Source organism: Brevibacillus sp. 7WMA2 (genome assembly GCF_010748895.1).
GTDB lineage: Bacteria > Bacillota > Bacilli > Brevibacillales > Brevibacillaceae > Brevibacillus_B > Brevibacillus_B halotolerans.
Genome location: NZ_CP048799.1, coordinates 2911835 through 2920000, shown reverse-complemented (window position 1 = coordinate 2920000; position 8166 = coordinate 2911835). Strand labels below are relative to the sequence as shown.

Below are 8166 nucleotides of genomic sequence, written 5' to 3'. Positions count from 1 at the left end.
GGTTTCCTGGGGAAGGCTCGTCCTCCCAGGGTTAGTCGGGACCTAAGCTGAGGCCGAAAGGCGTAGGCGATGGACAACTGGTTGATATTCCAGTACCACCTCTGTTCCGCTTGAGCAATGGCGTGACGCAGGAGGATAGGGTGAGCGGCCTATTGGATGGCCGTCTAAGCAGTAAGTGTGGTGTGTAGGCAAATCCGCACACCAATAAGCACAAGCTGTGATGGCGAGGGAAATATAAGTACCGAAGTCCCTGATTTCACACTGCCAAGAAAAGCGTCTAGCGAGGAACAAGGTGCCCGTACCGCAAACCGACACAGGTAGGCGAGGAGAGAATCCTAAGGTGCGCGGGATAACTCTTGCTAAGGAACTCGGCAAAATGGCCCCGTAACTTCGGGAGAAGGGGCGCCTCGGTAGGGTTTATAGCCCGAGGAGGCCGCAGTGAAAAGGCCCAAGCGACTGTTTAGCAAAAACACAGGTCTCTGCGAAGCCGCAAGGCGAAGTATAGGGGCTGACGCCTGCCCGGTGCTGGAAGGTTAAGGGGATGGGTTAGCGCAAGCGAAGCTTTGAACCGAAGCCCCAGTAAACGGCGGCCGTAACTATAACGGTCCTAAGGTAGCGAAATTCCTTGTCGGGTAAGTTCCGACCCGCACGAAAGGCGTAACGACTTGGGCGCTGTCTCGGCAAGAGACCCGGTGAAATCATAATACCTGTGAAGATGCAGGTTACCCGCGACAAGACGGAAAGACCCCATGGAGCTTTACTGTAGCCTGGTATTGAAACTTTGTGCATCATGTACAGAATAGGTGGGAAGCTGTGAAGCGAGGGCGCCAGCCTTCGTGGAGCTGTCGTTGGGATACCACCCTTGATGTACGGAGTTTCTAACTTGCCGCCCTTATCGGGTGGAAGGACCATGCCAGGTGGGCAGTTTGACTGGGGCGGTCGCCTCCTAAAGAGTAACGGAGGCGCCCAAAGGTTCCCTCAGAATGGTCGGAAATCATTCGTAGAGTGTAAAGGCACAAGGGAGCTTGACTGCGAGACCTACAAGTCGAGCAGGGACGAAAGTCGGGCTTAGTGATCCGGTGGTTCCGCATGGAAGGGCCATCGCTCAACGGATAAAAGCTACCCTGGGGATAACAGGCTTATCTCCCCCAAGAGTCCACATCGACGGGGAGGTTTGGCACCTCGATGTCGGCTCATCGCATCCTGGGGCTGAAGTAGGTCCCAAGGGTTGGGCTGTTCGCCCATTAAAGCGGTACGCGAGCTGGGTTCAGAACGTCGTGAGACAGTTCGGTCCCTATCTGTCGCGGGCGTAGGAAGTTTGAGGAGAGCTGTCCTTAGTACGAGAGGACCGGGATGGACGCACCTCTGGTGCACCAGTTGTCACGCCAGTGGCACAGCTGGGTAGCTATGTGCGGACGGGATAAGCGCTGAAAGCATCTAAGCGTGAAGCCCCCTTCAAGATGAGACTTCCCATAGCGCAAGCTAGTAAGACCCCTTATAGACGATGAGGTTGATAGGTTCGGTGTGGAAGTGCAGTAATGCATGGAGCTGACGAATACTAATCGGTCGAGGACTTATCCACATTGCCTTTATGCTGACTTTCATTATCTAGTTTTGAAAGAACAATTCTTTCACATTGTTCCTCAGTAGCTCAATGGTGGAGCAACCGGCTGTTAACCGGTAGGCTGGCGGTTCGAGTCCGTCCTGAGGAGCCATGCTCCTGTAGCTCAGTCGGTAGAGCGCTTCCATGGTAAGGAAGAGGTCGCAGGTTCGATTCCTGTCGGGAGCACCATAGCCATATTGGCCCGTTGGTGAAGCGGTTTAACACAGCAGCCTTTCACGCTGTCATACAGGGGTTCGAATCCCCTACGGGTCACCATTTATCTGGAGGATTAGCTCAGCTGGGAGAGCATCTGCCTTACAAGCAGAGGGTCGGCGGTTCGATCCCGTCATCCTCCACCATTTTACTTTTATATTGTCGCGGGGTGGAGCAGCTCGGTAGCTCGTCGGGCTCATAACCCGAAGGTCGCAGGTTCAAATCCTGTCCCCGCAACCAAAATATGGAGCTGTGGTGAAGTTGGAGTTCACGCCGGTCTGTCACACCGGAGGTCGCGGGTTCGAGTCCCGTCAGCTCCGCCATCTTTTAAAAAGATGGTAGTATGAAAAAGCATATTTGCCGGTGTAGCTCAATTGGTAGAGCACCTGACTTGTAATCAGGGGGTTGTGGGTTCAAGTCCTATCGCCGGCACCACTTATACATGGGGAGATAGTGAAGTGGCTAAACACGGCAGACTGTAAATCTGCTCCCTCAGGGTTCGGCGGTTCGAATCCGTCTCTCCCCACCATGTATGAGCCATTAGCTCAGTTGGTAGAGCATCTGACTTTTAATCAGAGGGTCGAAGGTTCGAGTCCTTCATGGCTCACCATTTTTTTATGCGGACGTAGCTCAATTGGTAGAGCGTCGCCTTGCCAAGGCGAAGGTCGCGGGTTCGAGACCCGTCGTCCGCTCCATATATGTGCCCTTAGCTCAGCTGGATAGAGCGTTTGACTACGAATCAAAAGGTCGGGAGTTCGAATCTCTCAGGGCACGCCATATTTATTTCATATATCGGGAAGTAGCTCAGCTTGGTAGAGTACTTGGTTTGGGACCAAGGTGTCGCAGGTTCGAATCCTGTCTTCCCGACATTTTTATTTTGCCGGGGTGGCGGAATAGGCAGACGCAACAGACTTAAAATCTGTCGGGAGTAATCCCGTACCGGTTCAAGTCCGGTCCTCGGCACCAATATAATGTGCGGGTGTAGTTCAATGGTAGAACTCCAGCCTTCCAAGCTGGTCGCGTGGGTTCGATTCCCATCACCCGCTCCATTGAAATAAGAGATGACCATAGGAAAAGAGTGCCCTTAAAAGGGCACTCTTTTCTTATATAGTGGGCAATTAACCTAACTAATGGCAGATGATCATAGTTATTATCAACGAATTTATTTAGTGAAAAATACTGATTACTAACGAGTTTTTGGATATGAGATATTAGATCATTGAAATAAAAAGCACATCATTCCAGCTGTAAAAGAAAGAAGCTGAGATGATGTGCTTTTATAGAATAATCAAGCATAAAATAAACCAGATTATTCATTTTTGCATTGATTTGAGGTCATACATTTTATCTAGTGGTAATGCTAAAAGATTTCTTTATTATTGAATTTACATAGGTAAGCGAATAAAAAAACGTGTAGATGTGCGATTCGATTCACAATAAATACTGCCATTATGTTTTTCAATAATGTTTTTGCAGATCGATAATCCGATACCAGTGTTGTCGTCTTTAGTGGAAAAGAAGGGTTGGAAAAGCTTCTCTACAAGGTCCTGAGGTATTTCGTCTCCATTGTTTTCGACCATGATAGTAAGACTATCTGTATGTCTGTATGTAGATATCTGTACATGCTTGTACGCGTTTGAACTAACGGCATCAATAGCATTGTTTAATAAGTGAATAAGTACCTGAGACAAACCTTCCTTGTAGCAGTATAGCTCACAAGCCTCTATACGCATAAGTAATGTAACATTCTCAGCATGCAAACGGGGTGTTAACAGTATTTCCACCTCATGAAGTAAATCAGTCAATGAAACCTTTTTATATGTTTCATCTAATATAGGTTTCTTGCAAAAGCTTAGAAAGCCTGTAATTTGCCGATGAAAGCTGTCAAATTCATGTAAGACGACCCGTACATAATTCTCCAAAACATGGTTTCCATCTGTGCTTTCTAAAATTAATTTAAGAAAGCCTTCTATAGCACAAAGTGGGTTTCTTAACTCGTGAGCCATATTAGCTGCAATCTTATCAAGCATTTCTAATTTATCATTATGTAAATAAGAAATGGTTTCTTCCTTTTCACTTAATTCATTTTGTACCAAATCCTCATAGTTTTGCACAGCTTGGTATAAGGCTTCATCAATCAATATCTTTAATCTTTTTTCCATGAAGGAGAGCTCTTGAGAAGAGATGAAATGGAGTCGCATATTTGCTTGGATTTCATCCATATATACATGAGAGAGTATTTGAAATGTTTTTAAGGCTAAGGACAACGGAAGCTTTTCAGACCAAAACCAGTTGCCTATTTCATAAGAGGATTCCCGGATGTCTTCTTCATAAGCATCACGCATAAGTAAAAGTGAGATTAGGTAGCAAGGTTTCTCAGCCAATTTTCTAGGCAATGTTACCCGATAGGGATGAAAGAGATCCTCTAACTCATCTAACCATTTATCCGTAATTGTAGGTACTAGCGTTACTAAAAATTTGGAAATTTGCTCATATGTGAGCAATGTAACATCGACCATTACACCTTCACCCTCCTTCATCCTAATCAAGAATACAATTATTTTCAAGCAAAAAATACCCAATTCGTCATAAAATCGTAAGTCAAATTCCGACAAAAGTGAGAGACTTGCGTAAAATGAAGTCAGATGGTATAACGTTGGCATGTGAGAGAAATGGAAGGAGAAACTAGAATAAAGAATGGGCAAATAACGTAATGATAGTAATAATAGTAAAAAAGAAAAGTGCGAGTCAGATTCGACATTGATCTGCGTGATATCATGTGATGGAGATAACCTCGAATGAAATTGACACTGCTACTGCTGCTCACACTAGATGGGGAGAAACCATGGAAACAAATACTCTAGTCGCTTTATTTCATATTTTTATTATCGATGTGGTTCTAAGTGGAGACAATGCTGTTGTTATCGGGATGGCCTGTCGTGGGCTTGCGCCAATTGATCGAAAGAAAGCAATTCTGTATGGTACGTTAGGTGCTATCATCTTGCGTGTATTACTTACGGTTGTAGCTACTTGGATGCTGGCTATTCCTCTGGTAAAAGCAGTGGGGGGAATTATGCTACTCTACATCTCGCTTAAATTGTTAGGAGGAGATGAGGACACTAACGAGGTACAAGTTAGCAAAAGCAGTGGACAGGCAATCAAAACGATTATTTTGGCCGATTTTATTATGAGCTTAGATAATGTATTAGCTGTAGGTGGTGCTGCCGGTGGCGATGTTATCTTGGTGGTGATCGGTCTTGCTCTGAGCATTCCCTTATTGATGTTTGGAAGCAATCTAATTGCTAATCTGCTGGATCGTTATCCCATCCTTTTATATGTTGGGACAGGTATTCTGGCTTATACAGCTGCTCATATGTTTTTGGATGACCCTTTTGTCCACGAGAGAATAGCCTCTTATCTTGCTATTCCTAATCAGGCTATTGCTGGTATTATTGTCATAGTCGTGTTATTGCTTGGAAAATGGCGTAGTAACCGAATATAGAAGGACAGGCTAGGAGTGTTTGTTATCCTAGTCTGTTTTTTTTATGCACAAAGAGTAGTGTATGTTGTGTAACATTCATTTTTCATGGAAGCCACGGGGAAATTTTGATCTTGTAAGCATAAATGAAGGTTTGAAATACCTGAACTACTAAAAATAGAAAAATAGCCCCAGATCATTGCTTGTAGTCATTTATTCCAGGAAATCGAACATAAAGATGGTAGTATCACGATGGACAAGTTAATCTTTACCCAATCTAATAGGAAAACACCTTCGATACTTTTTGAGGGAAATGGTGATACTAACAGAGATTTTGCAAAAAAAATAATGGAGAAAAGTGAAAAGGAGGCAAGTTCATTGAATGTAGCTATGCTCACCCTATGGGGAATATGGGATAAGATTTATCACTGCTGCAGAAGACTACATTATATTCAACGAGAACAGAATATCTTTCGCTATACGATCCTTCCATACAGTGGAGAAAAGCTGGAAACGAAAAACGGCTATGTAATTCAAAAGGGAGACCTGGTTATCCGGTTGCATATCCATAATTATTTGCTAGCTAAACGTAGCAAAGGAATACACAGTGATGTACAAATTGGATTAGCGTTAGTTCGTGAAGTTAAAAGGTCTTTGCCTCAATTAGCGAATGTGGTGAAGTCTCATCCAAAGGAGCGAGAGATTAAAGGTATTGTGGGTACAACATTGTTATTTAAAGGCAGTGGACAACTCGGATTTTCTATATCTTCTGTTCCAGACATTTGGTATTTTCGATTTAAACGCTGGTACCTCACTTTATTAAAAATAGTGATGCATCCAAGTGGAAGAAAGGCACCTACTTCAATGGAGCCACTAACACGTGTATATATGGCAAAGGAAGAATTACTCGACCGATTTTAACCCATAGAGGCTTGCCAATCATTGTATAGCCATAATTTACTTTTTCTAATTCCTACAGGATAGCTAAATATTCATGTTAGAAAACATAGCAGGTTGGGGAAAACTGCTAGTTTGAAATGAACGATTTTGTACCATTCTACCTCTTAGAAATGGCGAAATGGAATAACGAAAGCATCTGTTCAACTAAAAGGATATAACAATATTTTTTAGTAATACTAAAATTTTCATAAAAGAAGAAGGAGCAATCAACTAAGAAATTACCAAGCTTTTGGTTAAAAATTGGCAGGAATACAGCTAACGATATTCACACATAGTAAACTTACAAAGCTGACGAAACGATGTAACAGTCATTTGGAAAAAAGATTATTTATTCCTACAGGTATGGTTAGTAGCATTGAAAATATAAGGGGAGTCTTTGCATTTTGAATGCTGCTAACGAAACGTTGGTAGCCAAAAATTTAGATTGGAGTGACTAGATATGCCAAACAACAACGGATCTAGCAACAACCTTCTGGTACCTCAAGCAAACCTAGCTCTTGACCAATTGAAATACGAAATCGCTTCTGAATTTGGTGTTCAACTTGGCCCAGACACAACTTCTCGTCAAAACGGTTCTGTCGGTGGAGAGATCACAAAACGTCTTGTAAGCTTTGCTGAGCAACAATTATCTGGACGTTAATAATTAAATAGCTGGATGAAGAAGGCGCCTTAATGGCGTCTTTTTTTATAGAAAATGTCATGAGACTGTTGATCAGGGGAATGGAAACATTTGTGCCTTGAAAAAGCTTAGGTATTTAATAGAATGGAGAATGAGGCTTATCAACATGGATTGCCACACTTACTTTTGGAGGTTGATGAATGTTACGGAAAATGTTAATTGCGTGTATGACATGTTTGCTCGGAATGCAAGTAGGAGTTATACAGGCAGCAGAAAAAAATGAATCCCAGCAAGAAGCGACTTCTACAAACGAAGAGGAAACGAATACAGATAGATCAGAAGAAAATGATGAGTCTAATAAGGATGGGTCTGAAGATTCAGAACAAAACTCGCTAAAGGACATTGCTGGTCACTCGGCTGAGAAGGAGATTACTTCTTTATATGATAACAAGGTTATTTCTGCCGCAGATGGACTTTTTCGTCCAAATGAAGAGATTACCATGGCTGAATTGATTGTCCTGCTTTTGAAGAGTAAACAAGTTGAGCCGACTACTGCTGGAAAAAGTAGCTTTGGTGACGTATCTATACAAAATTGGGTGGCTCCCTATGCAGAAACAGCTTTTCGTCTAGGTATCATTCAGGGAACCGTAGAGAACGGAAGAAGAGTGCTTAATCCCAATGACTTAGTAGAAAGACAGGAACTGATTGCTATTCTAAATAGAGCAAGCGGTAAAAGCGGAGAAGTAAATAATGTAAAATGGTCAACAACCTATCAGACATTAAAAAGCTATCCGGACAGTCAAGATGTTCCTACATGGAGTCAAAGAGAATATGCATATGCCCTGCAAAATGAAAACACTCAAAAAGCCTTAAATGGAAAGCTGGAGCCTGAAAGGAAGGTAACTCGGGCAGAAGCGGCTAGTCAGGTATATTACTCCGTATTTTTACCTGATAAACAAGAGGCTTCATTAAAAAATACAGCTCCTGTGGAGTTTCCTTATAAACGTGTTCTACAGGTAAAAACTACGGCCTATGACTTCACGAATGGACCCACGAAGGGTTACCTTGGTTGGGACCTACGCGAGGGGATTGTGGCTGTTGATCCTTCTGTCATTCCGCTTGGAACCCACTTATTTATCGAGGGTTACGGATATGCGGTAGCGGCTGACATAGGATCGAAAGTAAAAAAGAATCATATTGATTTGTTCATGACTTCTCCTCAAAAGGCGAGCGATCATGGAATTAAGCAAGCAAAGGTGTATATCTTGAATTAACTGGTCATATTTGCCTCCC

The 8166-nt window shown here is 43.2% G+C and carries 5 protein-coding genes, 14 tRNA genes and 1 rRNA gene (1 of these 20 running past the window's edge); 19 read left to right on the top strand and 1 reads right to left on the bottom strand.

Going from position 1 to position 8166, the window contains the following annotated elements:
- The 15 genes from GOP56_RS12005 to GOP56_RS11935 all read left to right on the top strand — a co-directional run.
- A 23S ribosomal RNA gene (locus tag GOP56_RS12005) occupies nucleotides 1–1582 on the top strand; it begins 1348 nt to the left of the window's first position.
- 58 nt (nucleotides 1583–1640) lie between these two features.
- A tRNA-Asn gene (locus tag GOP56_RS12000) sits at nucleotides 1641–1715 on the top strand.
- 1 nt (nucleotide 1716) lies between these two features.
- Nucleotides 1717–1792: transfer RNA gene (locus tag GOP56_RS11995), tRNA-Thr, on the top strand.
- 10 nt (nucleotides 1793–1802) lie between these two features.
- Nucleotides 1803–1879 (top strand) — tRNA-Glu (locus GOP56_RS11990).
- 7 nt (nucleotides 1880–1886) lie between these two features.
- Nucleotides 1887–1962, top strand: a tRNA-Val gene (locus tag GOP56_RS11985).
- Nucleotides 1963–1979: 17 nt separating this feature from the next.
- Nucleotides 1980–2056, top strand: a tRNA-Met gene (locus tag GOP56_RS11980).
- 6 nt (nucleotides 2057–2062) lie between these two features.
- A tRNA-Asp gene (locus GOP56_RS11975) sits at nucleotides 2063–2139 on the top strand.
- Nucleotides 2140–2175: 36 nt separating this feature from the next.
- Nucleotides 2176–2251, top strand: a tRNA-Thr gene (locus GOP56_RS11970).
- A 9-nt stretch (nucleotides 2252–2260) separates the two neighbouring features.
- Nucleotides 2261–2345, top strand: a tRNA-Tyr gene (locus GOP56_RS11965).
- 5 nt (nucleotides 2346–2350) lie between these two features.
- Nucleotides 2351–2426 (top strand) — tRNA-Lys (locus GOP56_RS11960).
- A gap of 9 nt (nucleotides 2427–2435) precedes the next feature.
- Nucleotides 2436–2511, top strand: a tRNA-Gly gene (locus GOP56_RS11955).
- A 5-nt stretch (nucleotides 2512–2516) separates the two neighbouring features.
- A tRNA-Arg gene (locus GOP56_RS11950) sits at nucleotides 2517–2593 on the top strand.
- Between the two features lie 16 nt (nucleotides 2594–2609).
- Nucleotides 2610–2683: transfer RNA gene (locus GOP56_RS11945), tRNA-Pro, on the top strand.
- A 12-nt stretch (nucleotides 2684–2695) separates the two neighbouring features.
- Nucleotides 2696–2782: transfer RNA gene (locus GOP56_RS11940), tRNA-Leu, on the top strand.
- Nucleotides 2783–2791: 9 nt separating this feature from the next.
- Nucleotides 2792–2865 (top strand) — tRNA-Gly (locus GOP56_RS11935).
- Nucleotides 2866–3201: 336 nt separating this feature from the next.
- On the opposite strand, the gene GOP56_RS11930 is transcribed toward GOP56_RS11935, so the two are convergent.
- Nucleotides 3202–4335, bottom strand: coding sequence for a sensor histidine kinase (locus GOP56_RS11930; RefSeq protein ID WP_174250672.1), 1134 nt, complete (start codon nucleotides 4333–4335; stop codon nucleotides 3202–3204).
- Nucleotides 4336–4598: 263 nt separating this feature from the next.
- Between GOP56_RS11930 and GOP56_RS11925 the strand changes: the two genes are divergently transcribed.
- The 4 genes from GOP56_RS11925 to GOP56_RS24265 all read left to right on the top strand — a co-directional run bounded on the left by GOP56_RS11925 (nucleotide 4599) and on the right by GOP56_RS24265 (nucleotide 8147).
- Entirely contained in the window at nucleotides 4599–5318 is a 720-nt protein-coding gene (locus tag GOP56_RS11925) for a TerC family protein (protein WP_003340164.1), read from the top strand.
- A 354-nt stretch (nucleotides 5319–5672) separates the two neighbouring features.
- Nucleotides 5673–6215 (top strand): YkoP family protein, encoded by a 543-nt coding sequence (locus tag GOP56_RS11920; protein ID WP_254068406.1) that lies wholly within the window; start codon nucleotides 5673–5675, stop codon nucleotides 6213–6215.
- Nucleotides 6216–6693: 478 nt separating this feature from the next.
- Nucleotides 6694–6894 carry an alpha/beta-type small acid-soluble spore protein gene (locus tag GOP56_RS11915; protein WP_068793648.1) on the top strand — a complete coding sequence of 67 codons (201 nt, stop codon included), beginning with the start codon at nucleotides 6694–6696 and terminating at the stop codon, nucleotides 6892–6894.
- A 179-nt stretch (nucleotides 6895–7073) separates the two neighbouring features.
- On the top strand, nucleotides 7074–8147 hold the full coding sequence (locus tag GOP56_RS24265; protein ID WP_163245706.1) for a 3D domain-containing protein: 1074 nt from the start codon (nucleotides 7074–7076) through the stop codon (nucleotides 8145–8147).
- The last annotated feature ends 19 nt before the right edge of the window (nucleotides 8148–8166 follow it).

Excerpts from the sequence above, each read along its gene's own strand:
- GOP56_RS11915 (WP_068793648.1), top strand. The coding sequence starts at position 6,694 with ATGCCAAACAACAACGGATCTAGCAACAACCTTCTGGTACCTCAAGCA.
- GOP56_RS24265 (WP_163245706.1), top strand. The coding sequence starts at position 7,074 with ATGTTACGGAAAATGTTAATTGCGTGTATGACATGTTTGCTCGGAATG.
- GOP56_RS11930 (WP_174250672.1), bottom strand. The coding sequence starts at position 4,335 with ATGGTCGATGTTACATTGCTCACATATGAGCAAATTTCCAAATTTTTA.
- GOP56_RS11925 (WP_003340164.1), top strand. The coding sequence starts at position 4,599 with ATGGAGATAACCTCGAATGAAATTGACACTGCTACTGCTGCTCACACT.